Source organism: Herbidospora cretacea, assembly GCF_001570605.1.
GTDB classification, from domain to species: Bacteria; Actinomycetota; Actinomycetes; order Streptosporangiales; family Streptosporangiaceae; genus Herbidospora; species Herbidospora cretacea.
Genome location: NZ_BBXG01000007.1, coordinates 395,943 through 419,315, shown reverse-complemented (window position 1 = coordinate 419,315; position 23,373 = coordinate 395,943). Strand labels below are relative to the sequence as shown.

Sequence of the window (23,373 nt, the reverse complement as noted above, 5' to 3'; positions counted from 1 at the left end):
ATCTCCTGAAGGGAGTTCGTGGTACGGGCCGCGCGAGGCCCTTCCACTGTGGATGATTTGCCGTGCCTTCGGCACGGCGGCTCGGTCGCTTTCGATCCGGCGTCTTCCCTCGTCGCTCCGGGTCGCTACGCTCCCCTGCGCTCCTCAGTCCAGACGCCGGCGCTCCCTCGCACTACGGCGCGGGGGGAAGACCGGGGTACTACTCGGCGATCGTGATGCCCATGGAGCGGGCGGTGCCGGCGATGATGCGCTCGGCCATCTCGATGTCGTTGGCGTTCAGGTCGGGCATCTTCTGCTCGGCGATGGCGCGCAGCTGCTCCTTGGAGAGCTGGCCGACCTTCGTCTTCAGCGGGTTGTTCGAACCGCTCTTCAGACCGAGGGCCTTCTTGATCAGCTCAGGCGCCGGGGGCGTCTTGGTGACGAACTGGAAGGTGCGGTCTTCGAAGATGGTGATCTCAACGGGGATGATGTTGCCCCGCTGGGACTCCGTCGCAGCGTTGTACTGCTTGACGAACTCCATGATGTTGACGCCGTGGGGACCGAGGGCGGTACCGACCGGCGGGGCGGGGGTGGCCTGGCCAGCGGGAAGCTGGACCTTCACCAACGCCGCGATCTTCTTCTTGGGAGGCATGACTCTCTCCGGGTCCTGTTTGGGTGATGCGTCCCCCCCGCGAAACGGAGGGGGAACATGTCGGCGAGCCGCCCTTCGCGAAGGAGCGGCTCGACCGAACGTCTAATTGTAGGCGACAGCCTCAGATCTTCGAGACCTGGTTGAACGACAGCTCCACCGGCGTCTCCCGGCCGAAGATCGAAACCAGCACCTTGAGCTTCTGCGACTCGGGGCTGATCTCGCTGACCGAGGCCGGGAGCGTGGCGAACGGGCCGTCCATGACGGTGACCGACTCGCCGATCTCGAACTCGACGGTCGAGGCGGCCGACTTGCTGGCGGCCTTCTTGACCTCTTCGGTCGGCTCGGGCGCCAGCAGCTTGGCGACCTCGTCGAGGTTCAGGGGGCTGGGCTTGTTGGACAGTCCGACGAAGCCGGTGACACCCGGGGTGTTGCGGACCGCGGCCCACGACTCGTCGGTGAGCTCCATGCGGACCAGGACGTATCCCGGCAGCACGCGCTCCTTGATCGGGGTCTTCTTGCCGCCCTTGAACTCGGTCACCGTGTGGGTCGGCACCTCGACCTGGAAGATGTAGTCCTCCATGTTGAGGCTGCCGGTGCGGCTCTCGATGTTCTGCTTCACGCGGTTCTCGTAGCCGGCGTAGGAGTGGATCACATACCACTCGCCGAGCTGGCCGCGGAGCTGGCGCTTGAACTCCTCGACGGGGTCGACGTCGGGGAGGATGTCGCCGTCTTCGTCGACTCCGGCGCCTGCGGGGGCGTCTGTGCCGGAGTCGGTGTCGGCGTCGGAAGCCTCAGCCTCGGTGGCCTCGTCGGCTTCCGCAGCGTCGTCAGCGGCCTCGTCGACCTCTTCAACGGCCTCGTCGTCCCACTTGTCGCGGGAGTCGTCGGCATGCAGCGGTGACTCGGACACGATGGCTATTCCTCTTTCCGTCGGGTTCTACTGTGCCGGGCTGGTTCAGGAACCGAAGACCGCCAGCACACCCTGCGTCAAAAGGAAGTCCAGTGCGGAAACGATTCCGACCATGATCAGGCAGAAGACGAGGACGATGATGGTGTAGTTGATCAGCTCCTTGCGCGTAGGCCAGATGACCTTGCGGAGCTCCGCTACAGCCTGCCGGTAGAAAAGGGCAGGGGTGGTGCGCTTGGCCTTCTTCTCGCCACTCGGCTTTTCCGGCTGAGCCGCGGCCTCGCCGCGCGTGTCGATCGCCACAGTCCTCACCTGATCCGTCGTGTCCATCGCATCTGGCGGCTCATACGCCCTTAGTGCGCGGACCGCACTCCGCAGGGCACGAGGGACTCGAACCCCCAACCGCCGGTTTTGGAGACCGGTGCGCTACCAATTGCGCTAGTGCCCTAAGCCGTGCACCACACTACAGGAGAACAGGCGAGCTGTTCACCGCCGTTGTGGTCCACTAGACGCTGAAGTGTACGCATGATCGGTCACTTCGTCGAACCAGTACGGCCGCGCAGGTCAACGGTACCGTCCGCATCGTGGATATGGCGGGGTGGCGGCATACCGTTCTGAAAACATGTCCGCATGAACCGAATCTCCGCGCGTGTCGCCGCCATTTCCGAGTCGGCCACCCTCGCCGTCGATGCCCGTGCCAAGGCCATGAAGGCCGCCGGGCGGCCCGTGATCGGGTTCGGGGCCGGGGAGCCCGACTTCCCGACGCCCGGCTACATCGTCGAGGCCGCCGTGGCCGCCTGCGCGGAGAACCGGTTCCACAAGTACACGCCGCCGGGCGGGCTGCCCGAGCTGAAGCAGGCCATCGCGGCCAAGACGCTGCGCGACTCCGGGTACGAGGCCGACCCGGGCCAGGTGCTGGTCACCAACGGCGGCAAGCACGCCGTCTACGCGATCTTCGCGACCCTGCTCGACCCGGGCGACGAGGTCTTGGTGGTGGCGCCCTACTGGACCACCTACCCCGAGGCGATCAAGCTGGCCGGGGGCGTCCAGGTCGACGTGCTGACCGACGAGACCAGCGGTTACCTGGCGTCGGTGGAGCAGCTGGAGGCGGCCCGCACCGAGCGGACCAAGGCGCTGCTGTTCGTGTCGCCGTCCAACCCGACCGGCGCGGTCTACCCGCCCGAGCAGGTCGAGGCGATCGGCCGCTGGGCGGTCGAACACGACCTGTGGGTCGTGACCGACGAGATCTACGAGCATCTCGTGTACGGCGACGCGAAGTTCACCAGCATCGCGACCGCCGTCCCCGAGCTGGCCGGCAAGGTCGTGGTGCTCAACGGCGTGGCCAAGACCTACGCGATGACCGGCTGGCGGGTGGGCTGGCTGATCGGCCCCTCCGACGTGGTGAAGGCGGCCACCAACCTGCAGTCCCACTCGACGTCGAACGTGTCCAACGTGGCCCAGGCGGCGGCCCTGGCGGCGGTCTCGGGCGACCTGTCGGCGGTGGCGGAGATGCGGACCGCCTTCGACCGGCGGCGGCAGGCCATCGTCCGGACGCTGAACGAGATCCCGGGCGTGGTCTGCCCCGAGCCTCTGGGGGCGTTCTACGCCTACCCGTCGGTCAAGGAGCTGATCGGCAAGGAGATCCGGGGCAAGCGGCCCCAGTCGTCGGTCGAGCTGGCCGAACTGGTCCTGGAGGAGGCCGAGGTGGCCGTGGTCCCGGGCGAGGCGTTCGGCACGCCGGGGTACTTCCGGCTCTCCTACGCCCTGGGCGACGACGACCTCGCCGAGGGGATCGCCCGCCTGGGCAAGCTCTTCGGCGAGGCCCGCTAGCTAGCGGACGGTGATCCCCGCGACGACCCGTTCCAGGTCCACGCCGACGGTGTTGATCATGACATTCATACCGGGCTTGGGAACCCAGAAGAAGGTATCGACGCCCATCCCCGTGCTGTAGACGCCTTCGTGCCCCGCGATCTCGCGGGTCTCCCCGTTGCCGAACGACTCCAGCCAGGCACGGGTGTTCTCGATCCGGGGACCCCGGTAGACGGAGACGGCGACCCCGTCACCTCCGTCGACGAAGGGCTTGCCCCCGCCGGTGGTCCAGAGCCCGGTGATGGACGTGTAGCCGTCCTCGGTCTCGCGTTCCACCGGGACCCTGGTCAGCCCGGGCGGGAGGTAACCGACCTCCACGCCGTCGATGACCTGGTCGGCCGGTACGGCGCTCATACCGGCGACCTGAGGGACGAGCCACCAGCCGACGGCGGCGAGAAGGGGGACGAGGAGCGAGGCGAGGAGGGTGCGCCACCTCTTCCGGGCGGCCCGGCGTTCGACGCGTTCGGCCAGGTCGGGGGCGACGGCCAGGTGGGCGGTCTCGGCGGCCATGGCCGCCTTGAGGTCATCCAGCATTGGTCGCCTCCTCGGCCAGCAGGGCGCGCAGGCGGGCTGTGGCCTTGGCTGCCTGGCTCTTCACCGTGCCGACGGAACAGCCGAGGATCTCGGCGGTCTGGCTCACGGTCAGGTCCTCCCAGTAGCGCAGCACGATCACCGCGCGCTGGCGGGGCGGCAGGGCCCGCAGGCCGTCCATGAGCACGTGGCGCAGCACCGGGTCGTCGGAGGGCGCGGGGCGGTCGGGGGGCGATCCCGTGGGGATGATCCGCAGGATCGCCCGTCGTCTGGCCCGGCTGATGACGGTGTTGACGATGATGCGCCGTACATAGGGTTCCGGGTCGCGGTCGTCGATCCGGGACCAGTTGCGGCAGGCCTTCTCCAGGGCGGTCTGCAGCACGTCTTCGGCCTCGTGGACGGACCCGCAGGTGAGGTACGCCGTCCGGAGCAGGGCGGTGCCCCGGGCGGCGACGAACTCGGCGAATCCCGTCATGCCCTCACATACGCCTGAGCCCGCGAGGAGGTTGCCCTACTTCTCCGGGCGGATGCCGGCGATCACCCTGGCGATCTCCTCCTTGGCCTTGGCCTCGCCGAGGGACTTGCTGAAGTCGGGGCTGAACAGGACCTGGACGACCTGGTCATCGGAGAGTTCCCGGCTGGCGGTGAGGGTCGAGCCGGAGCCGAAGTCGAGCTTCTCGCCGCCCTCGCCGTAGTTGGAGACCCAGGTGCCGGGGGCGACCTGCTCGCCGTCGCGGCGCATCAGCTTCTGGTCGGCGGTGACGATCACCTGGACGGAGTACATGCCCTCCTCCAGTCCGCCGACGACGTAGGGCACGGTGGCCGACTTCGGGCCGAAGCCGCCCACGTAGGAGCGGCCGCTCCACTTCACGCCCTCGGGGAGGTAGCCGACGTGGATGCCCATCCAGGTCAGGCCGTCGCCGAGGTCGCCCAGCCCCGAGTCGACCGGCTTGCCGGTCTCGGCCTCGGGGGAGGCGGTCGGGGCGGGGACCCACGGGACCTTGATCTGGACGAGCGCCTTCGGGTCGGCCACGGTTCCGGCGGCGGGGCTGGTCTGGATGACCTTCTCGCCCGCGACCAGGCCGGCCTCGTCGGCGCCCTCTCCTGGCGTCATGAGCATCGGGGTCAGGCCGGCCTGCTCCAGGAGATGGTAGGCCTGCTTGGCGTTCATGCCGATCACGTCGGGCACGACGATCCCGGGCACCGCGATGGCGGGCGCCGACGCGCCGCTCGCGGGTCCGGCGACCGGCTCGGTGTTGGTCAGGACCACGGGGACGGTGACGGCGACGGCCGCGGTCACCAGCACGGCTCCGGCCGTACGGAAACGGACGAGCGAGCGGCGACGGCGACGCCGGACGGCGCTGCCCATCGACGGCGGGGCGTAGACGTCGCCCACCTGGACGCGCATCGCCTCTTTCAGTTCTTCCTCGACGTTCATGCGGGCACTCCTTCAACCATCGCTTCTCTGATCCTGGCGAGCCCCCGCGCCGCCTGGCTCTTGACGGTGCCGACCGAGCAGCCGAGCAGGGCGGCCGTCTCGATCTCCGACTGGTCCTCCCAGTAGCGCAGCACCAGCACCGCCCGCATGCGGGCGGGCAGTTTGCGCAGCTCGGCGAGCATCGCCTCGCGCAGGCCGAGGTCCGGGCCCTCGACGGGGGTGTCGGGCGGGGCGGCGAACGTGATCTCCTGAATGACCTTCCGCCGTCGCGAGCGGGTGATGGCGCTGTTGACCACCACCTTCCTGGCGTAGGCCTCCGGGTTGTCGGCCCGGATGCGGGACCAGTGGCGGTAGACCTTCTCCAGCGCGCCCTGGACCAGGTCCTCGGCGTCGTGGGCGCTGGCGCCGCAGACGAGGATCGCGGTCCGGAGCAGCGCGGTGCTGCGCGCGGCCACGAACTCGTCGAAGGCCGCTTCGTCTTCATCGGTCATGGGCTCCCCTTTCGCTCGTCCACAACGCGCGAACCGGGTCCGAGGTTGAGTGCCGTGCGTCAGGATATGGAGATGCGGCGTCCACTCGACAAACTCCCCAAAGCCCACCTCCACCTGCACTTCACCGGTTCGATGCGCCATTCGACGCTGATCGAGCTCGCCCAGGAGCAGGGGGTGCACCTGCCCGACGCGCTGGTGCAGGACTGGCCGCCGCAACTGCACGCCACCGACGAACGCGGCTGGTTCCGGTTCCAGCGGCTCTACGACATCGCCCGCTCGGTGCTGCGGCGGCCCGAAGACGTCTACCGGCTGGTCCGCGAGGCGGCCGAGGACGAGGCCCGCGAAGGGTCGCGGTGGCTGGAGATCCAGGTCGACCCGTCGGGATACGCCTCGCGGTTCGGCGGGCTGACCCAGACGCTAGAGCTGGCGCTCGACGCGGCCCGGCAGGCGTCGCAGTCGACCGGAGTGGGGCTGGCGGTCATCGTCGCGGCCAACCGGACCCGTCATCCGCTCGACGCGCGGACCCTCGCCCGGCTGGCCGGCCAGTACGCCGACCAGGGGGTGATCGGCTTCGGGCTGTCCAACGACGAGCGCCGGGGCCGGGCCCGCGACTTCGACGCGGCGTTCCGGATCGCGAAGCGGGCCGGGCTGCTGGCCGTCCCCCACGGCGGCGAGCTGCTGGGCGCCCCGAGCGTCGCCGAGTGCGTCGACGACCTGGGGGCCGACCGCGTCGGCCACGGTGTCCGCGCCGCCGAGAGCCCCCGCCTGATGGAGCGGCTGGCCGACCGGCGGGTCACCTGCGAGGTCTGCCCGCTCTCGAACGTGGGTCTGGGGGTGGCGCGGGGGCCGGAGGACGTGCCGCTGAGAAGGCTGTTCGAGGCCGGGGTGCCGATCGCGCTCGGCGCCGACGACCCGCTGCTGTTCGGCGCCCGGCTGCTGCCGCAGTACGAGCTGGCCAGGGACGTCTACGACTTCTCCGACGCCGAGCTGGCCGAGCTGGCCCGTCAGTCGATCCGCTCGTCGGCGGCGCCCGAACCGGTCAAGAAGGAGATCCTCGCCGACGTCGACGCCTGGCTAGCGAACTGACGCCGCGATCCTGGTCGCCTCGTCGAGGGTCGCCACGCCCTCCAGCCGAAGGCCGACCCCGCCTGACTGCCAGATCAGGGTGGGCCCGGCGAGACGGAGGGAGACGGGCCGTCCCCCGCCCTTCGGCAGATATTCGATGCCGTGCTTCTGCGGGATCCACATCGCCGCCAGGTCGCCGACCCGGGCCGGCTGGGGGAACGGCTCGCCGAGCTGCTTGTTCCAGACGTCGCGCAGGGTGCCGTCGTACTGGTCGAGGCGGACGCCGTCCCAGTACATGCTGACCACCTGGCCGCCGTCGGCCACCCTGACCTGGCCGGGTTCGCCGAGCGCGGCCGGGACGACCAGCGGGAAGGCCACCATCCGGCGCGCCTCGGCCAGCGCGGCGCTCGTCTCCGACGGCAGCGGCGAGGGTGAGCCCGACGGGAGCGGCCCGGACGTGCCGACCTCGATCTCGACCCCGGCGAACCGCAGCACCTCCGCCACGGCCGCGCGGCCCTGCGGGGTGGCGGCGACGAGCACCACGAGGAAGGCGGCCACCACGGCCACCAGGCGCTTGGTGGTGAAGCGCGGTTTCGGCTCCTCCAGCGCGGCGAGCACCCGGGCGGACATGTCGCCGGGCGGCGGCGGCACGTGCAGGGACTCGCCCAGGGCCCGGAGTTCGGCCTCGAAATCATCGTCAGAGGAGTTCACGGTCCACCTCCTCCCGCAGTCGTCGCAGCCCCCGGTGGGTGCGGCTCTTCACCGAACCGACCGGGCAGCCGAGGACCTCCGCCGTCTCCGCTTCGGACAACTGCAAGAAATACCGGCAGACCACCGCTTCACGTTCCCGATCAGGCAGCGCCCGGACCGCCGCGAGCAGCCGCGCCGACCGGTCGCCCGCCACCGCCGTGTCCTGCGGGTCTTCGGGGCCGGACGGCTCCCGCACCCCCTCCAGCCGGACGGACAGGTCGGCCCGCCGTCCCCTGGACCGGGTGGCGTTGTGGGTCTCGTTGGCGACGATGCGCAGCAGCCACGGCCGGAACGCCGAGTCGCGCCGGAACGACCTCAGATGACGATAGGCCTTGACGAACGCCTCCTGGACCACGTCCTCGGCCTCGTTCCCGGCTCCGAGCAGGAACGCGGTGCGGTGGGCGATCGCGGTGTACCGGCTGACCAGGGTCTCGTAGGCGCCCAGGTCACCGGAGAGCGCGCGGCCGACCGCGTCGTCGTCGGTCAGTGGATCATCGGCATTCATCGGCGGGTTGATTCCACCGCATCGCTCCCGAATTGGGAAGACCGCCGAGCGCGTAGGTCACGCCCGCGTCGAGCTCCATCTGCCGGCCCTCGCCGTAGGCCTCCAGGTAGGCGGGCTCCCCCAGCACCCGGCGGGTGCGCCGGTCGGTGCGGGCCCGGGACTCGACGAAGCCGGGCGGGGCGAAGTGGGTCGGCCCGAACTCGGCCCACAGCCGCTCCCCCACGCCCAGCAGGCGGGCCGCGCGCACGGCGTCGCCCATGGCCACCGCGCAGGCGGCGAGGCGTTCGACGGCCATCGCGCTGCCCATCACGTCGCCCAGCCGCCAGATCGTGCGCAGCGAGGTGCGGGCGTAGCGGTCGGCGGTGACGGCGTCGCCCCGGCCGAGTTCGGCCGCGGCGCGGATCTGGTCTCCCATCGAGCGGGCCCACTCCTCGCCGAGCGCCTCGCAGGCCGACCGCTGGCCCTCCAGCACGGCCACCGCCTCGTCGGGGTCGCCCCGGCCGATCAGCGCCAGCGCGAGCAGCGACATCGCCGACAGGCGGGCGACGTAGCGGCCGCCGACGCGGTCGAGGTGGTCGATGGCCTCCTCGGCGAGCAGGCGGACGGCGTCGAAGTCGCCCTGGAACAGCGCCAGGCTGGCCGCGCCGGTGCAGGCGTGGCCGATGGCGGCCGGGTCGTCCTGGGCGAGGGCGGCCTCGCGGGCCTGGGTGAGGCGGATGGACATCTGGTCGTGGTCGCCCTGGGCGAAGGCGACGTAGGCGGCGGCCCACAGGGCGCGGGTGCGCTGGGAGCTGTCGGAGGTGTTACGTTCCAACGCGCGATCAAGGTAGTAGCGGCCCTCGCGGGCGTGCCCGAGGCAGTACCAGACGAACCAGAGGCGGCCGGCCAGGTCGAGGCCGGGCGGGCTGGCGACGCTCCGGTCGAGGGCCAGCCGCAGGTTGGACATCTCGCCCCGGGCCCAGTCGGCCCAGGTCTCCTGGTTGGGGCCGCACCAGTCGGCTTCGGCGCGGCGGGCCGCCGCGACGTAGTGGTCGCGGTGGCGGAGCATCATGTGCTCCTCCTCGCCGAGTTCGCGCAGCCACTCGCGGCCGTAGTCGCGGAAGGTGTCGAGCATGTGGAAGCGGTCGCCGATGGAGCAGACGACCGACTTGTCGGCCAGCCGGGCCAGTGTGGCGGGCACGTTGGGCACCCGCTCGTCGCCGCAGACGTAGGCGGCGGCCTCGGCCTCGAACGACCCGGCGAACACCGACAGCCGGGCCCACAGCAGCCGCTCGTCGGGCGTGCAGAGTTCGTGGCTCCAGCCGACGGAGGTGCGCAGCGCGGCGTGGCGGCCGGTGCGGCCCGGGTGGCCCGACAGCAGCGCGAACCGGTCGTCGAGCCGGTCGGCGAGCTCCTCGGGGGTCATCGAGCGCAGCCGCCGGGCGGCCAGTTCGATGGCCAGCGGCAGGCCCTCCATCCGGCGGCAGAGCCGGGCGACCTCGTCGGTGGAGGCGAAGCCGGGGACCACGGCGGTGGCGCGTTCGGCGAACAGCAGCAGCGCGTCGGGCTCGGCCAGTGGGCACACCCGGAAGACGCGCTCGGACGGATGGCCGAGCGGCTGGCGGCTGGTGACCAGGAAACGGACCCCGGGCGCCGCCGTCAGCACCTGGCCGACGAGGGTGCGGGCGGGCCCGACGAGGTGTTCGACGGTGTCGAGGACGATCAGCAGGCGGCTGTCGGCGAGGTGCGCGGCCAGCACCTCGCCCTGAGGCCGGACCGACTGCTCGGGAAGGCCGAGCGCAGCGGAGACCGCGTGGGCGAGCAGATCGCCGTTGCGCTCGGCGGCCAACTCGGCCACCCGGACCGGCTCCAGGTGAACCCCGGCGTACTGTTCCGCCGCACGGAACGCCAGACGCGTCTTCCCCACGCCGCCCGGACCGGTGAGCGTCACCAGGGAGGATTCGGTGAGCAGTCGGCCGACCTCGGACAACTCCGCGTCTCGCCCGACGAAGGTACTGGTTTCCGCCGGAAGGTTCACGGCCGTCAGGCTTTCACGACGCAATCACGTTTGTGGGGCAGCGGTGGATAATTCTCTACCTCGGGTGGAAATTTCTAACGCCCGGTCGAGTCCCAGCCTCCGGCCGCGCGCAAGCTCCGCACGGTAACCGTCTTCACCGAGCTCGGCCGCCGCCCGGCGGGCGCATTCGTCGTGGGCGGCGGTGAAGTGGCGGGAGCCGTACAGAGGAGTGCCGATCGACTCCCACACGACCGCCGCCGCCCCTTGCAGGAGCGCGCCGCCGGCGGCGTCGCCGGTCCCGACGAGCACCAGCGCGAGCAGCTCGGCGTCGAGCACCGTGCCGATCAGATCGTTGAAGACCCTGCTGTACGCCAGAGACTCGCGCGCCAGCCGCTCGGCCCCGGCGTGGTCGCCGGACCCCCAGGCGAGGAAGGCCTCCAGGTAGCAGACGTAGGACAGCACCCACTTGTCGCCGTGGTCTTCGCACAGCCGCCGGACGTCGCGGCAGATCACCCCGGCCGGACCGGGCCGGCCGGTGAACGCCTGGGCCATGGCCAGCTCGATCTTGCCCATCAGCACGTGGGTGTCGAGCAGGCCCATGTCCTCGTATTCGGCCAGGGCGTGGAGCAGCAGCGGGATGGCCCGGTCGAGCTCGTCGCCCAGCATGGCCAGGGCCCCCAGCCGCTGCACCGCGCGGGCCCGCGACCGGTCGTCGCCGCGCTCGCGGCACTCGGCCAGCAGCGTCACGGCGCTGGACGCGTCGCCCAGCATGATCGCGATGTAGCCCGCCACCCACAGGGCCTTGCCCCGCTCGGGCGTCGGCGAGGGGTCGGAGTCGAGCACCTGGCCCAGCCAGTGGCGGCCCTCACCCAGGTGGCCGCAGCAGATCCAGTAGAACCAGAGCGTCGCGGCCAGGTCGAGCCCGTCGCGCTCCTCCCCCGGCGTGGAGACGCAGAACTCCAGCGCGGCCCGGAAGTTGCCGTGTTCGGCGTGGGTGCGGGCGTAGATCGCCTGCTGGCCGGGGCCGAACCACTGGGACTCGCCGCGCCGGGCCAGCCGCAGATAGTGGTTCTTGTGCTTGCGGCGCAGCCGGTCGTTCTCGTCGGGCCCGAGCCGGCGCAGCCACTCCTCGCCGTAGTCGCGCACGGTGTCGAGCAGCCGGTATTGCCCGCCCGCCCGCACCACGATCGACCGGTCGACCAGACTGCTCATCAGCCCGAGCAGCGCGTGGGCCGGCAGGGTCCGGTCGGCGCACACCTCCTCGGCCGCGGCCAGCCCGAACGACCCGGCGAAGACCGACAGCCGCGCCCACAGCAGGCGCTCGGCCGGCGAGCACAGCTCGTGGCTCAGCCCGATCGCCGCGCGCAGCCCGTCGAGCAGCCGGAAGCGGTCGTCGAGCCGCCGCACCAGCTCCTCGACCGGGTACTCGGCGAGCCGCACCGCGGCCAGCTCGATCGCCAGCGGGATCCCGTCGAGCCGGTCGCACAGCCCGGCGTCGTCGGCCACCGGCCGCCCGGCCCGGTCGGACAGCAGTTCCAGCGCCTCCGTACGGTTCATCGGCGCCACCGAGAACAGGTGCTCCCCCGCCACGTCGAGCGGCTGCCTGCTGGTCACCAGCACCCGCAGCCCCGGAGCGCCCCGCAGCAGCCGCTCGGCCAGCCGGGCGCACGCGTCGACCAGCCGGTCGGCCCCGTCGAGCACCAGCAGCGCCCGGCGGCCGGACAGATGGGCGGTCAGCACCTCGTCGGGCGGGCGGGTGGTCCGGTCGGTCAGCCGGATCGCGTCGGCGACGGCATGGCTGAGCAGTTCGGCGTCGCCGACCTTGGCCAGGTCGGCCACGAACACCCCGTCGGGGAAACCGGCCTGCGCCACGGCGGCGACGCGACCGGCCAGCCGGGACTTGCCGACCCCGCCCACGCCGGTCAGCGTCACCAGGCGGGAGACGTCGAGAAGGCGCGCGATCTCGGTGATCTCCGGTTCCCGGCCGATGAAACTGGTCACCTCGGCACGCATTAACGAATCGTAACTCTGTCGGGGGAGATGCCGCAGATAAGAATCGGCGCCATTCTCCGGGGCACTAGACTCGCTCGGACCGTCAGCAGCTGTGAATGAGGAGCCATGTCTGGGTACGACCGTGTAGTACAGCCCGCGGCCGGAGACGAAGCCCTGGAAAACCATCTGGGCGGCGACGAGGCGCGCAACTACCGGCAATACGAGTTCGACATGGTGGCACCGCACGTCGGCCGGTCGATGCTGGAGATCGGGTCGGGCCTCGGCCACTTCGCCGAGCAGTTCCTGCCCCGCCTCGACCGTCTCGTGACGAGCGACTTCGACCCCTACTGCGTCGAGCAGCTGGAGAAGCGCTTCGCCGACAACCCCGACGTGGGCGTGCTCCAGTTCGGGCTGCCGACCGACATCCCGCTTGAGGACAAGGTCGACACGGTCGTGCTGATGAACGTGCTGGAGCACATCGAGGAGGACGTCGAGGCGCTGCGTTCGCTGGCCCGCGTCACCCAGCCCGGCGGCAAGATCATCATCTGGGTGCCCGGCTACATGCAGCTCTACGGCGACTTCGACAAGAAGGTCGGCCACGTCACCCGCTACACCCCCAAGACGCTCGGCGCGACGGTCCGCGAGGCCGGGCTGGGGATCCACACCCTGAAGCCGATCAACTTCCTGGGCGGCATCGCCTGGTGGGCGGCGGTGCGCCGGGGCGGCGTCGGCTACCCCGACCCGCGCCTGGTCAAGATCTACGACCGGACGGTCGTGCCGGCCACGCGCTTCATCGAGCGGTTCGTCACGCCGCCGTTCGGCCAGACCGTCTTCTGTGTCGCGACGGTGAAGTAACTCAGGCTTTTCCCACCCTTCTCCTCCGGCCACCACAGCCGCGGAGGAGAAGGTGTGGCGCATGAGACGACGCGATGTGACCGATATGGGGCTTTTCGTGGGAGAAAAGCACCATACTTGAGCTCGCCATGAGTGAGACCAGGATCCTCGTCGTCGAAGACGACCCGAACATCCGCGACATCATCGAGGTGGCCCTCCGCTTCCACGGGTTCACCGTCAGAGCGGCGGCGACCGGACGCGACGCGCTGCGCGAGTTCGCCGAGCGCCGGCCCGACCTCGTCGTGCTCGACGTGATGCTCCCCGACATCGACGGGTTCGAGATCTGCCGCCGGGTCAGGGCCGAGGGCGCGACCACGCCCGTCATCTTCCTGACCGCGCGCGACACCGTCTCCGACACCGTGCGCGGGCTCACCATGGGAGGCGACGACTACGTCACCAAACCCTTCTCCGTGGAGGCGCTGGTCGCGCGGGTCCGCGCGGTGCTGCGCCGGACGACCGTGCCCGACGAGGCGGAGCGCCCCAGCCGCGACGTGCTGCGGGTCGCCGATCTCGAACTCGACGAGGCCCGGTGGGAGGTGCGCCGCGGCGGGGTCAGGGTGGAGCTGTCGCCGACCGAGTTCCGGCTGCTCGCCTTCCTGATGGAACATCCCGGGCTGGTGCTGACCAAACGGCAGTTGCTCGACCAGGTCTGGGGGTACGGCGGTTCGTCGCAGGTGCTGGAGACGTACATCTCCTATCTGCGGCGGAAGCTGGACCCGCTCGGACCACCCCTGATCCACACACAACGCGGTGTGGGATACGCTCTGCGGCCCTGACGATCGGGGCCAGACGAAATGGCGTTGACGATGTCGCTCCGCTCCCGGCTGCTGGCCGGGCTGCTCGTCGTGAGCACGATCCTGCTGGTCGTGCTGTCGGTCACGAGCGCGGTGGTGCTCAACCAGCACCTCACGAGCCGGCTGGAGAGCCAGCTGCTGGCCGCCACGGCGACCGCCACCCGGCGGGTCGACGCCGTGGAGACGGTCACCCAGGCGCTCGCCGGGTCGCCGTTCGCGGTCGCGTCGGTCAACCTGGAAAGCGGCGAGCCCAAGCTCGTCAACGGCGACTTCCCGCAGTCGGCGCGGGTGCCGGGCATGCTCACCGACCTCGGCGTCGACCGGCTCGGCGGGCACGCCGCCGCCGGGCGCACCTTCCACCTGGGCGAGCATCTGCTGGCCTCGGCGGCCAAGGACCGCAACGGGACCAGCATCGTGGTCGTGGCGGTGCCGCTGGACGCGGTCGGCGACCCGGTCCGCAGCCTGCTGCTGGCCGAGCTGGTCACCGGCGGTCTGCTCATCGCGCTGCTGGCGCTCGGCGGGCGGCTGCTGATCGTCTCGGGCCTGTCGCCGCTCGACCGGATGTCGCGCACGGCGCTGCGGATAGCGCAGGGCGGCGACCTGTCGGCCCGGATGCCCGAGGGCGCGACCGAGGTCGGCCGGCTGGGCAGCGCCATCAACCTGATGCTCGACCGCATCTCCGGCGCCTTCCGCGACCGCTGGGCCTCCGAGGAGCGGGTGCGGCGCTTCGCCGCCGACGCCTCCCACGAGCTGAGAACCCCGCTGTCGACGGTACGCGGCTACGCCGAGCTCTACCGCGCCGGCGCGATCCCGCCCGAGGAACTGCCCAAGATCATGGGCCGCATCGAGGACGAGGCCACCCGCATGGGCAACCTGGTCACCGAGATGCTGGAGCTGGCCCGCCTCGACAAGGGCGCCACCCTCACCCTGGCCGCCACCGACCTGGCCGAGGTCGTCAGGGAGGCCGCCGCCGACGCGGGCGCGCTGAACCCCGGCTCCCCCATCGTCGTCAACGCCCCCGACTCGCTGGTCGCCGTGGTCGACGAGGCCAGGATCCGGCAGATCATGGTGAACCTGCTGGCCAACGTACGGGCGCACACCCCCGAAGGAACCCCCGCGCTGATCCACCTCGACCAGGACGACGCCCGGGTGCTCCTGGAGATCACCGACCAGGGCCCCGGGATGCCTCCCGAGCAGGTCGCGCACGCCTTCGACCGGTTCACCCAGGGCTCCTCGGAGCGCGCCACCGGCGGCGGCGCCGGGCTCGGCCTGGCCATCGTGAAGGCGATCACCGACGCGCACGGCGGGCGCTGCTGGATCACCTCGGCCCCCGGACGCGGAACGACCGTGCACGTGGCGTTGCCCACCGCGCGCACGGCCGTCATGAGCGAGGTCTAGAGCCTTTCGATGATCGTCACGTTGGCCTGGCCGCCGCCCTCGCACATCGTCTGCAGGCCGTAGCGCCCGCCGGTGCGCTCCAGCTCGTGGAGGAGCTTGGTCATCAGGATCGCGCCGGTGCCGCCCAGCGGGTGGCCGAGGGCGATCGCGCCGCCGTTCGGGTTGGTCTTGTCGGGGTCGGCGCCGAGCTCCTTGAGCCACGCCATCGGGACCGGCGCGAACGCCTCGTTGATCTCGACGACGTCGATGTCGTCGATGGTCAGCCCGGCCCTCTTCAGCGCCTTCTTCGTCGCCGGGATCGGCGCGGTCAGCATGTAGACCGGGTCGTCGCCGGTGAGCGCCAGGGTCACGATGCGCGCCCTGGGCGTCAGACCATGATCGTGTACGGCCTGCTCCGAGGCCACCAGCACCGCGCCCGACCCGTCGGAGATCTGCGAGGAGGTGGCGGCGGTGATCCGGCCGCCCTCCCGCAGCAGCTTGAGCGAGGCCATCTTCTCCAACGTGGTGTCGGGGCGGGGGCCCTCGTCGTCCTCGACGCCGTTGACCGGGAGGATCTGCTCCTTGAAGTATCCGTTGGCGACGGCCTTGGCGGCGCGCTGGTGGCTCTCGTAGGCGTAGCGGTCCAGGTCCTCGCGGCTGAAGCCCCACTTCTCGGCCATCAGCTCGGCGCCCCGGAACTGGGAGATCTCCTGCATCCCGTAGCGCTCGACCCACTTCTCGCCGAACGGGAACGGCATGCCCTTCTCCAGGGCCGCCGTGATGCTGGAGCCCATCGGGACGATCGACATCGACTCGACGCCGGCCGCCACGACCAGGTCCTGCGTGCCGGACATGACGCCCTGCGCGGCGAAGTGGATCGACTGCTGCGACGACCCGCACTGCCGGTCGATCGTGACGCCCGCCACGCTCTCGGGCAGGCCCGCGCTCAGCCAGGCGTTCCGCGCGATGTCCATGGACTGCGGCCCGAACTGCATGACGCAGCCCATGATCACGTCATCGACGGCGGCCGGGTCGACCCCGGTCCGCTCGATGAGCTCCTTCAGCGGATACGCGGCCAGATCGACGGGATGGACGGCCGACAGCCCGCCCTTCTTCCTGCCGACGGGAGTGCGAACCGCACCGACGATGTACGCCTCTGCCACGATGGCCTCCACCTGTTCACGAAACCGAGCAACATTCGGTCGTTACTTCGGAGGCTACCTCAGACGCTTGTCAGACGCTCCTCGGCGGCAGCAGATCGGCGGGTTCGAAGACCTGGAATCCCCAATGGTCGACCACGGGACCGTCGAGGGCCGTCCCGAGCGCGAGCGCGACCTTGCCCGGTTCGAGCATCCGCGCGTCACCCTCAAGCTCCTCGGTGGCACTGACCGAGATCTTCACCACCTCGGTCGCGTACGGCATCAGCCCCGCCACGGCGGCCGGGAAACGGTGCACAGGGGTCACCGAAACCCGGAACCCGGCGGCCTCGTAGACACCGTCGGCCGACCAACGGGACCTACGCGCGGTGGCGGCCTCCGCCTCAGCGTCAGACGCGGCCTCGTCCTCGACCTCCGCCACAGCGTCGGCGTCGGCTTTGGCGTTGGCGTCATCCGGCGCGGCGCCGGGGGTCTCGGCCTCGGTGGCCACGTCGGTCTTGCCGGCGGTGGAGGCCGCAGAGTCGGCTTCGGTGGTCGTGGGGGCCTCAGTGGTGTCTTCCGGGGCGCTCACGGCGGCCTCTGCCCCGGTTTCAGCTGATTCCGGCACTTCTGTGGCGGATGCGTCGGGGGAGGCTTCTGGGGCGTCCTCGGCGAGGCCGTCGTCGGTGCCGAGGATCTTGACGAGGGCGGGGGTCAGTTCCGACTCCTCGACGGCCGGGAGGTAGACCGCGTACACGAGCTCGGGGTCCTCGGCCGGGTCGTCGGCCGAGCCCTCGCACAGGCAGTAACCGTCGAGGCGGTAGGCGAGACCGGCCGCCAGCAGCTTGTCGTAGTAGTCGATCGGCAGGGGGCGCTCGGCCACCACGCGGTGGGCCCAGAGCTTCTCCTCGCCGTCGAGGCCCAGCTTCTTCGCCAGGTCGCCGGTCAGCTCGATGCCCTCGTGGATCCGGGTGGCCGCGGCCAGCACGTCGCCGCCGTCGAGCTCCGCCTTCGGGTCGGCCAGCCGGACCAGCTCCAGGATCGCCTCGGGCTTGGTCTTGGCCGGCAGCAGGACCGTGGGTCCGGTGCGAAGACGGCCGGGCAGCAGCAGATTGGAGAGAAGACCCATGTGCCCCTCCTTACGTAGAAGTCAGGACGAGGCTAGGCGCGTCCCTGTCATCGTCGCGTAAACGATGACATTGTCTACGTAGTGGCGGGTGGAGCGGTTGTAAGTTCCACCACATGTGATCAATCTGAGCTCGGCCAAGTCACTGTTGCCGTAAACCCGCTCGGTCGGGAAGGTCGTCTTGTCGGCCTGCTCGATCCCGCCGACGGTGAAGACCGCCACGGTCCCGTCCTGCCGGACCACTTCCACGGTGTCGCCGTATTTGAGCTCCGCTAGCCGGTTGAACACCGCCGGGGCGTTCGTGGTGTCGCGGTGCCCGACGATGGTGGCCGGACCGGCCGAACCGGGGGTGGGACCCTTCCGGTACCAACCGGCCAGGTTCGTGTTGGCCAGCGGCGGCGGCTCGATCGCGCCGGTCCTGTCGAGCCCGACCGAACGGATCGGCGCGTCGATGTTGAGGCGCTTGACGATCAGGCGCTTGGGCGACGACGGCTGGCTCATCGGCGCGACCGGCTGGAGCGGCGGCAGCGGCGCCTCCGCCGTGGGGTCGGCCTGGGTGAGCGGCACGCCGGGCCCGCCGGGGCCCACCGCGGCGGGCATGGCGTTGAGCGTGACCCGGTCCTGGGGCTCGCCGTATTCCTCCGGATTGCTCAGGATGAACACCAGCCCCAGGCCGACGGTCAGGAGACCGGCCACCGCCGCGATGATCAGCACCAACCGGATGAGCTGAGCGCCGTTCTGCCGCTCCGGCTCCGGCTGCGGGGCGGCCGGGACCTGCTGGTAGTAGACGTAGCCCTGCGGCTGCTGGTTCGGATCCTGCTGCGGGTAGTAGCCGGTCACCGGCGCCTCATCCCTGGTGCGGGCGTCGCCGGGAACGCAGGACCAGTCCGCCGACGCCGGCCGCGAGCACGATCGCCGTGCCGGTCAGCACGAACAGCCGCCCGTCGGGCCCGAGCACACCGCCGCCGCCGGTCGCCACACCGCCGTCGGGCGTCTCGACCTGGTCGTCGACCGGCACCTCGGCCGTGGCGGTCTCGGTGACCGTCTTGGTCGGCTTCGGCGACGACGTGGTGGGAGACGGCGACGGGGTCGCCGAGGGGGAAGGCGAGGGCGAGGGCGACGGGCTGCCGCTGCTGGTCGTCACCGGCACGGTCGCAGCGGCGAGCGTCTGGGAAGGGGCGCTCGTCGACGGGACGCAGGCGAACTTGCCGACCTCGGTGGTGCCGTTCATCACCCTGATCGTGAAGTTCTTGGCCGTCAGGATGAGCTGGGTCGCGCCGGTCAGCGGGGTGATGGTCGCCGTGGGGGTCGGCAGCGCCGGGAACGTGGCGCCTGAGCCGATGGGCGCCGCCGGGGTAACCGCGGCCGACGGCGTGACCGTCGCCGTCGTCGTCGCGGTGGCGCCGTTGCTCTTGACCTCGACCTCGGTGAGGACCTGGATCGACATCGTGGTGGGGATCTCGACCGGGGAGACGGGCATGTCGGCGCCGCCCAGCACCACCGTGGCGGTGAACCCGGTGCCGACGACCGCGCTCGTCACGGTCGAGTTCAGGGTGACGGACACGTCATAGTCGGTCGCGGTGCCCGGCTGGCTGGCCAGCGTGGGGGTACAGGCGTAGGCCACCGTCCGGACGTCGGCCGTGGCGCTTGTGAGCATGGGACCGAGGCCGAGAAGGAAACCAGCGCTGACCACACCGGCTGCGGCGGCCTTCGTTGCGATGCGTCGCCGTGCCTTGTCTTTCAGCACTGACTCTCTCCGTTTCAGATTCGATGACCGTTTCATGGCGGATGTGGAGATCCTAGGGACAAAGCCTGGGAGAAGGCAGAGTTAACCCCAACTCTGACGAGAATCAGTCAAGATTTCGTCAAGAAACCACGCGTCTCCTGAGTAACAGCCCGCCGATCATCGCGGCGAGCGTGACCGTGCCTCCGGCCAGCACGAACACCCGCCCGTCCGGCCCCAGCGAGCCTCCTCCACCGGTGGCGACACCCCCGTCGGGGGTCTCGACCTGAGCGGTGACGGTCGCTGTTGCGGTACGGGTGGAGCGGTCGACCGGCGTGGGAGCGGTCACCGTGGCGGTCGCGGTCACCGTGCCCCTGGGGGTGGGTGTGCCGCTGCCGGTCGGGGTGGGGGTCGGGGTCGGTGAGGGACTGGGGGTCGTGGACGCCGTGGGCGTCGGCGACGCGACCACAGTGATCTTCAGCGCCACCGGGGTCGCGGTGCTCGGGAGGGTGCAGGTGTAGAGCGCGATGTCGGAACTGCCGCCCGACGGCCTGACCCGGACGGCGAAGTTTCCTGCGGCCACCTCGAACACGCCGGTCGCCTCGGGGGTGAAGACCCCCACGAGCGGCGGGATCGGGTAGACGCTGGCGCTCTGGGTGACCGCGGCGTTCACGGTCACCGTAGCGGTCGGCGTCACGGCCACGGCGGCCGGGGGCTCACTGGGGGACCCACTGGGCGACGCGCTCGGCGACCCGCTCGGGCTCTCGCTCCCGCTGGGCGTCGGGGTCGGCGTGGGGGTCGGTGTGGGAGTGGGCGTCGGGGTGGGCGTCGCGCTCGGGGTGATGCTGGGTGTGGCGCTGGGTGTGGCGCTGGGGGTCGTGCTCGGCGTGGGGGTGGGGGTCTCGGTCGACAGGGCCGGGCCGGTGGCGCTCAGCACGCCGCTGACGCCGACCTGGTCGCCCACCGCCAGCGGCGTCGGCACCGTCAGGACGGGGCCGCCGCTCGCCGTGGGCGTGCCGGGAGCCAGGCTCCACACGACCGAGACGGCCGCGCTCGGGGTCGGCTGGTCGGGCGCCCCCAGGAGCACCCGGACCTGATAGGGGGTCGCCGAGGTCTCGGTGCCCTTCAGGCACTCGTAGGTGGCCGTGCCGTCGGTGTTCCCGGCCAGTGCGGGGAGGCCGAGTAACAGCAGGGCGGCGGTGGCCCCGACACCCGCTCCGCGCGCGGCGAAGCGGGCACGGGTCTTCAGCATCCTCATCGCTTGCCCCCGGTAGCGCCCGTCTATCAGCGCACCTCGGTCAGGGTCGCGTAGACGACGATGTTGTCGGTGTAGTGATGGGTCTTCGCATTGTAGGCACCACCACAGGTGATCAACCGAAGGCTGGAGGTGATGGTGTTCCCGTAGACGCGCTTGGTCGGGAAGGCCTTCTTGCTGACCTGCTCGACTCCGTCGACGGTGAAGACCGCCAGTTTACCGTCCGCGCGCAGGATGCTGATCTTGTTGCCGCGCTTGATGTCACGCAGCCGGCTGAAGACCGCCGCGCCCGAGCGGGTGTTGACGTGCCCGAGGATGACGGCCGGGCCCTGGTCGCCCGGGGCGGGGCCGTTCTTGTACCAGGCGGTGTCCTTCGGCCTGCTCAGCGGCGGCGTCCCGATCTCGCCCTTCTTGGTCACGCCGACGGTGCCGATCTTGGCCCGGTTCACGCCGACGGCCGGAATGCTGATCTTCAGCGGACGCGACGACTTGAGCGCGGCCACCTTCTTCGCGGTCGGCGTCGCGCTCGGCTGCGGGACCTCGACGTTGACGCCCACGCCGTTCGACTGGGGCACCGTCTGGGGCGACAGGATCAGCGGCGCGACCGGCTGGGCGGCCGGCTGTGGCGGGGGCGCCGTCGGGTCGGCCGCGGTCAGCGGAACGCCGGGCCCACCCGGGCCCACGGTCGGCGGGATGACGTAGGAGTTGCCCGCGGCCTGGATGTTGACCTCGTCGCCGGCCTGGTCCTCGATCGGCGCCATCGGCGAGAGCACCATGAGGAGCCCCGTCATGATCGCCGCGATGCCGGTGAAGGAGCCACCGACCAGAAGGGCCGTGAGGGTCCGCTTGGACATGCCCTCGGCGGGCCGGGCCTGCGCCGGGACCTGGACGACGGGCACGAGCTGGCCGGAGGGCGTACCGGCAGCGGCGGTTCCAGGAACCGCGCCCGCCGGAACACCGGCACCGGGAGCACCCGGAACCTGAGCACCCGGAACCTGAGCACCGGGGACACCGACGCCGGCCACACCGGCGACGGGAACCTGACCACCCGGAACCTGACCGCCGGGCGCGCCCGGCACCTGGTTCATCGGCACCATCATGACCGGCACCATGCCGGGCGGCACCGTGCCGGTGGGGACCATCACCACGCCGCCCGGCGGCACCGCGCCGGGCGCTTCGGCGGCGGGCGCCGCGGAGTCCTCGGCCGGGGTGGCGGGCTCCAGGGGCTTGGCCGGCGTCTCGCCGCTGTCGCCCTTGACGAGCTTGTGGCCGGTCGCCTTGAGCAGCCGGTCGTAGGGGTGCTGCACGATCGCCGCGCCGGAGGAGGACGCCGCCTTGGGCTGCTCCTCGCCCTCCGGCTCGGGGTCGGGCGTCGGGTAGGGGTTGCGCTTGTCGGTCATCACCGCTCCCCGGCGTGGGCCGCGCGCCTGCGCAGCAGCTTGAGTCCGCTGAACATGCCGCCCAGCAGCAGCACCGCGCCGAGCGCCAGGACCGCGAGGCCGGAGTTGGAGCGTCCGGGCGCCTCACCGGTCGCGGCGCCGCCCAGCGGCGTGATCGCCACCTGCGCCACGGTCGGGGTCGAGGTGAGCGTCACGGTCGTGGTCGCCGTGGGAGTGGGGGTGCCCTGCACGATCACCGACACCAGCGGCGTGAAGTTCTCCTGCGGCACCGGCGGCCGGGACACGTTGCCCGAGGGCGACGGCGAGCCGGGCGGACTGGCCGGCGGCGACGCGGACGGGCTGCCCGGCGGGTTCGGCGACGGCGAGCCCGAGGGGTCGGGCGACGGCGAACCGGACGGATCGGGCGACGGCGAACCGTTGCCACCACCGGCGGTCACCGTGAGCGGGATCAGCGGGAACTTCGGCTCGGGGGTGCAGACCGTGCGGTAGGGCGAGGCGTTCAGGTTGTCCGCTGTGCCGGCGTACACCTTCCAGGCGTCGACCCGCGCAAACTTGTCCTGGGTCTGGTTCTTGATCTTGACGGTGTACTTGCCGTAGGGCAGGTCGGTCGCCGCGGTGAACTTCTCCAGCACCCGGCGCTCGCCGGCCACCTGCCAGTAGGCGTTGTAGCGCTCGGAGGCCTCGTCGGGCGGGTTGCCCTGGTCGGTGACGAGCGTGAACTCGCTCATGTCGTTCTTCTTGTCGCCGAAGAGGTCGACGCCGGTGCCGACGAAGGTGAACGTGGCCTCGTCGCCCTCGTTCTTGGCCTCGCGGAGGTCCTGGTCGTAGTGCGTCTTGCCGAAGTAGGCGTTCGGGTCGGGAACGTGATTCCAGCCGGGCCCGTACCAGTGCGAGAAGTCGCCGACGGCGGTGAAGTCGTTGTTCCAGGTCGACTCGACGTCCGCGAGGTCGAGGATGATCGGGCCGACCTCGATCGACCCGGCGCCCGCCTTCTCTGCGGTCGCCAGACCCGGCGAGACCAGACCCAGCGACAGCGGCTTGCCGGTCCGCAGGTCGTCCGCCGGGACCAGGCGGGTGCCGGTCGAGTCGATCGCGCCCTGGCCGGTCCACACGCCGTGAGCCTTCACGCGGGCGGTGACCGCGAGGTGGCCGCCCTTGTCGTGGTTGGGGTTCAGCGGGTCGGGGACTTTCACGCTGCGCTGCGCGTCACCGAGCTGCCAGTTGATGACCAACTGCTGCCCGACCGTCAGTTCCTTGGACGACAGAGAGATCGACGCCGCGATCGTCTCGTTGTTGGCCAACGGCCCGACGCACTTGAAGTAGTAGGGACCTTCTGCCGAACCCTGGCTGGTGCCGGGGAAGACGATCAGTACGCCAGCAGTGGCAATTCCCACCGCTCCCAGGGCGGCCAGCCGCCGACGTCTCCGTTCCCACCGCATTGCCCACACTCCGTTACAACGGCATACCAAACCGAAGGTAGATCTTATTGGGTT

23 protein-coding genes and 1 tRNA gene are annotated in these 23,373 nt (G+C 70.9%); 5 read left to right on the top strand and 19 right to left on the bottom strand.

Annotated features, from left to right (window positions below):
* Window positions 1–199 precede the first annotated feature (199 nt).
* The 4 genes from rplK to AW270_RS16530 form a co-directional block, all read right to left on the bottom strand.
* Window positions 200–631: a 50S ribosomal protein L11 gene (rplK, locus tag AW270_RS16545; protein ID WP_030451515.1), complete on the bottom strand. Its 432-nt coding sequence runs from the start codon at window positions 629–631 to the stop codon at window positions 200–202.
* Window positions 632–752: 121 nt separating this feature from the next.
* Window positions 753–1,541: a transcription termination/antitermination protein NusG gene (gene nusG, locus AW270_RS16540; protein WP_061295222.1), complete on the bottom strand. Its 789-nt coding sequence runs from the start codon at window positions 1,539–1,541 to the stop codon at window positions 753–755.
* 45 nt (window positions 1,542–1,586) lie between these two features.
* Complete coding sequence (gene secE / locus AW270_RS16535) at window positions 1,587–1,841, bottom strand: preprotein translocase subunit SecE (RefSeq protein WP_061295311.1); 255 nt, start codon at window positions 1,839–1,841, stop codon at window positions 1,587–1,589.
* 72 nt (window positions 1,842–1,913) lie between these two features.
* Window positions 1,914–1,986, bottom strand: a tRNA-Trp gene (locus AW270_RS16530).
* A 182-nt stretch (window positions 1,987–2,168) separates the two neighbouring features.
* Between AW270_RS16530 and AW270_RS16525 the strand changes: the two genes are divergently transcribed.
* Window positions 2,169–3,368 carry a pyridoxal phosphate-dependent aminotransferase gene (locus AW270_RS16525; RefSeq protein WP_061295221.1) on the top strand — a complete coding sequence of 400 codons (1,200 nt, stop codon included), beginning with the start codon at window positions 2,169–2,171 and terminating at the stop codon, window positions 3,366–3,368.
* Here AW270_RS16525 and AW270_RS16520 read toward each other — a convergent pair whose 3' ends face one another.
* The 4 genes from AW270_RS16520 to AW270_RS16505 are packed head-to-tail and all read right to left on the bottom strand — an operon-like array spanning window position 3,369 to window position 5,867.
* Complete coding sequence (locus tag AW270_RS16520) at window positions 3,369–3,941, bottom strand: hypothetical protein (protein ID WP_061295220.1); 573 nt, start codon at window positions 3,939–3,941, stop codon at window positions 3,369–3,371.
* Complete coding sequence (locus AW270_RS16515) at window positions 3,931–4,413, bottom strand: SigE family RNA polymerase sigma factor (protein ID WP_061295219.1); 483 nt, start codon at window positions 4,411–4,413, stop codon at window positions 3,931–3,933. Before AW270_RS16515 ends, AW270_RS16520 begins: the two co-directional genes overlap by 11 nt.
* Before the next feature lie 36 nt (window positions 4,414–4,449).
* The gene (locus tag AW270_RS16510) at window positions 4,450–5,376 is read right to left on the bottom strand and encodes a PASTA domain-containing protein (protein WP_061295218.1); all 927 of its coding nucleotides are present in this window, start codon (window positions 5,374–5,376) and stop codon (window positions 4,450–4,452) included.
* The gene (locus tag AW270_RS16505) at window positions 5,373–5,867 is read right to left on the bottom strand and encodes a SigE family RNA polymerase sigma factor (RefSeq protein WP_061295217.1); all 495 of its coding nucleotides are present in this window, start codon (window positions 5,865–5,867) and stop codon (window positions 5,373–5,375) included. Before AW270_RS16505 ends, AW270_RS16510 begins: the two co-directional genes overlap by 4 nt.
* A 72-nt stretch (window positions 5,868–5,939) precedes the next feature.
* Between AW270_RS16505 and AW270_RS16500 the strand changes: the two genes are divergently transcribed.
* Complete coding sequence (locus tag AW270_RS16500) at window positions 5,940–6,953, top strand: adenosine deaminase (RefSeq protein WP_061295216.1); 1,014 nt, start codon at window positions 5,940–5,942, stop codon at window positions 6,951–6,953.
* On the opposite strand, the gene AW270_RS16495 is transcribed toward AW270_RS16500, so the two are convergent.
* From AW270_RS16495 to AW270_RS16480, 4 genes are read right to left on the bottom strand one after another with little or no spacing between them, the layout of a single operon-like run.
* On the bottom strand, window positions 6,942–7,643 hold the full coding sequence (locus AW270_RS16495; RefSeq protein ID WP_061295215.1) for a hypothetical protein: 702 nt from the start codon (window positions 7,641–7,643) through the stop codon (window positions 6,942–6,944). The two genes, AW270_RS16500 and AW270_RS16495, sit on opposite strands and share 12 nt — an antisense overlap.
* Window positions 7,630–8,187 (bottom strand): RNA polymerase sigma factor, encoded by a 558-nt coding sequence (locus tag AW270_RS16490; protein WP_061295214.1) that lies wholly within the window; start codon window positions 8,185–8,187, stop codon window positions 7,630–7,632. The genes AW270_RS16495 and AW270_RS16490 overlap by 14 nt, the downstream gene beginning before the upstream one ends.
* Window positions 8,174–10,204 (bottom strand): ATP-binding protein, encoded by a 2,031-nt coding sequence (locus AW270_RS16485; protein WP_157522105.1) that lies wholly within the window; start codon window positions 10,202–10,204, stop codon window positions 8,174–8,176. The genes AW270_RS16490 and AW270_RS16485 overlap by 14 nt, the downstream gene beginning before the upstream one ends.
* Before the next feature lie 24 nt (window positions 10,205–10,228).
* Window positions 10,229–12,196 (bottom strand): ATP-binding protein, encoded by a 1,968-nt coding sequence (locus tag AW270_RS16480; RefSeq protein ID WP_063819225.1) that lies wholly within the window; start codon window positions 12,194–12,196, stop codon window positions 10,229–10,231.
* A gap of 105 nt (window positions 12,197–12,301) precedes the next feature.
* Here AW270_RS16480 and AW270_RS16475 point away from each other — a divergent pair, with 105 nt between their 5' ends.
* The 3 genes from AW270_RS16475 (at window position 12,302) to AW270_RS16465 (ending at window position 15,261) form a co-directional block, all read left to right on the top strand.
* Window positions 12,302–13,030, top strand: coding sequence for a class I SAM-dependent methyltransferase (locus AW270_RS16475; RefSeq protein ID WP_061295212.1), 729 nt, complete (start codon window positions 12,302–12,304; stop codon window positions 13,028–13,030).
* A 128-nt stretch (window positions 13,031–13,158) separates the two neighbouring features.
* Entirely contained in the window at window positions 13,159–13,845 is a 687-nt protein-coding gene (locus AW270_RS16470; protein ID WP_061295211.1) for a response regulator transcription factor, read from the top strand.
* Between the two features lie 30 nt (window positions 13,846–13,875).
* Complete coding sequence (locus AW270_RS16465; protein ID WP_061295210.1) at window positions 13,876–15,261, top strand: sensor histidine kinase; 1,386 nt, start codon at window positions 13,876–13,878, stop codon at window positions 15,259–15,261.
* Here AW270_RS16465 and AW270_RS16460 read toward each other — a convergent pair.
* The 7 genes from AW270_RS16460 to AW270_RS16425 form a co-directional block, all read right to left on the bottom strand.
* Complete coding sequence (locus tag AW270_RS16460; RefSeq protein ID WP_061295310.1) at window positions 15,258–16,403, bottom strand: acetyl-CoA C-acetyltransferase; 1,146 nt, start codon at window positions 16,401–16,403, stop codon at window positions 15,258–15,260. The genes AW270_RS16465 and AW270_RS16460 overlap by 4 nt on opposite strands.
* A 70-nt stretch (window positions 16,404–16,473) precedes the next feature.
* Window positions 16,474–17,505 (bottom strand): hypothetical protein, encoded by a 1,032-nt coding sequence (locus tag AW270_RS16455; protein WP_061295209.1) that lies wholly within the window; start codon window positions 17,503–17,505, stop codon window positions 16,474–16,476.
* A 21-nt stretch (window positions 17,506–17,526) separates the two neighbouring features.
* On the bottom strand, window positions 17,527–18,342 hold the full coding sequence (locus AW270_RS16450; RefSeq protein WP_082801595.1) for a class F sortase: 816 nt from the start codon (window positions 18,340–18,342) through the stop codon (window positions 17,527–17,529).
* 7 nt (window positions 18,343–18,349) lie between these two features.
* Window positions 18,350–19,159 carry a hypothetical protein gene (locus tag AW270_RS38815; protein ID WP_157522100.1) on the bottom strand — a complete coding sequence of 270 codons (810 nt, stop codon included), beginning with the start codon at window positions 19,157–19,159 and terminating at the stop codon, window positions 18,350–18,352.
* Window positions 19,160–19,367: 208 nt separating this feature from the next.
* Entirely contained in the window at window positions 19,368–20,483 is a 1,116-nt protein-coding gene (locus AW270_RS39875; protein WP_157522097.1) for a hypothetical protein, read from the bottom strand.
* 26 nt (window positions 20,484–20,509) lie between these two features.
* Entirely contained in the window at window positions 20,510–21,880 is a 1,371-nt protein-coding gene (locus AW270_RS16430) for a class F sortase (RefSeq protein WP_061295206.1), read from the bottom strand.
* Window positions 21,880–23,319, bottom strand: coding sequence for a hypothetical protein (locus tag AW270_RS16425; protein WP_157522094.1), 1,440 nt, complete (start codon window positions 23,317–23,319; stop codon window positions 21,880–21,882). Before AW270_RS16425 ends, AW270_RS16430 begins: the two co-directional genes overlap by 1 nt.
* Window positions 23,320–23,373 lie beyond the last annotated feature (54 nt).